Origin of the sequence: Mesorhizobium sp. M2E.F.Ca.ET.209.01.1.1, assembly GCF_004010375.2 — a bacterium.
Classification (GTDB): Bacteria; Pseudomonadota; Alphaproteobacteria; order Rhizobiales; family Rhizobiaceae; genus Mesorhizobium.
In genome coordinates this window covers 1-286 of record NZ_SADP02001261.1, presented here as the reverse complement: position 1 = coordinate 286, position 286 = coordinate 1, and the positions used below count along the sequence as shown (strand labels likewise).

Annotated in this window: 1 pseudogene; it reads right to left on the bottom strand. The window is 58.4% G+C overall.

The window, feature by feature from the left end:
• Positions 1-255: pseudogene (locus EN852_RS39985) on the bottom strand (hypothetical protein); the annotation flags it as partial.
• Between the last annotated feature and the right edge of the window lie 31 nt (positions 256-286).

The window sequence follows — 286 nt, the reverse complement described above, 5'->3', positions numbered from 1 at the left end:
GTCGTTCAGCAACTCCTTGATTTCGGGAATGAAACGGTCCGCGCCGGTGATGAAGGTCAGATCGAGGTGCTTGTGCACGGCATGGCTGGCCTTGAGCTTCAGGGCGGCCTCCTCGATCGCAGCAAGCAGAGCCGGATCATAGCCATGCCGATACTGCGCAACGCCGAAGCTCGACACTTTCCAGGCGGTTTCGTGGCCGATAATGGCCTCGCGGCTCATCGCATAGCGCAGTTCGGGTACGGTATGTCCGTTCATTGTACTTCTCCAAGTGGGGGGCAAACACTTG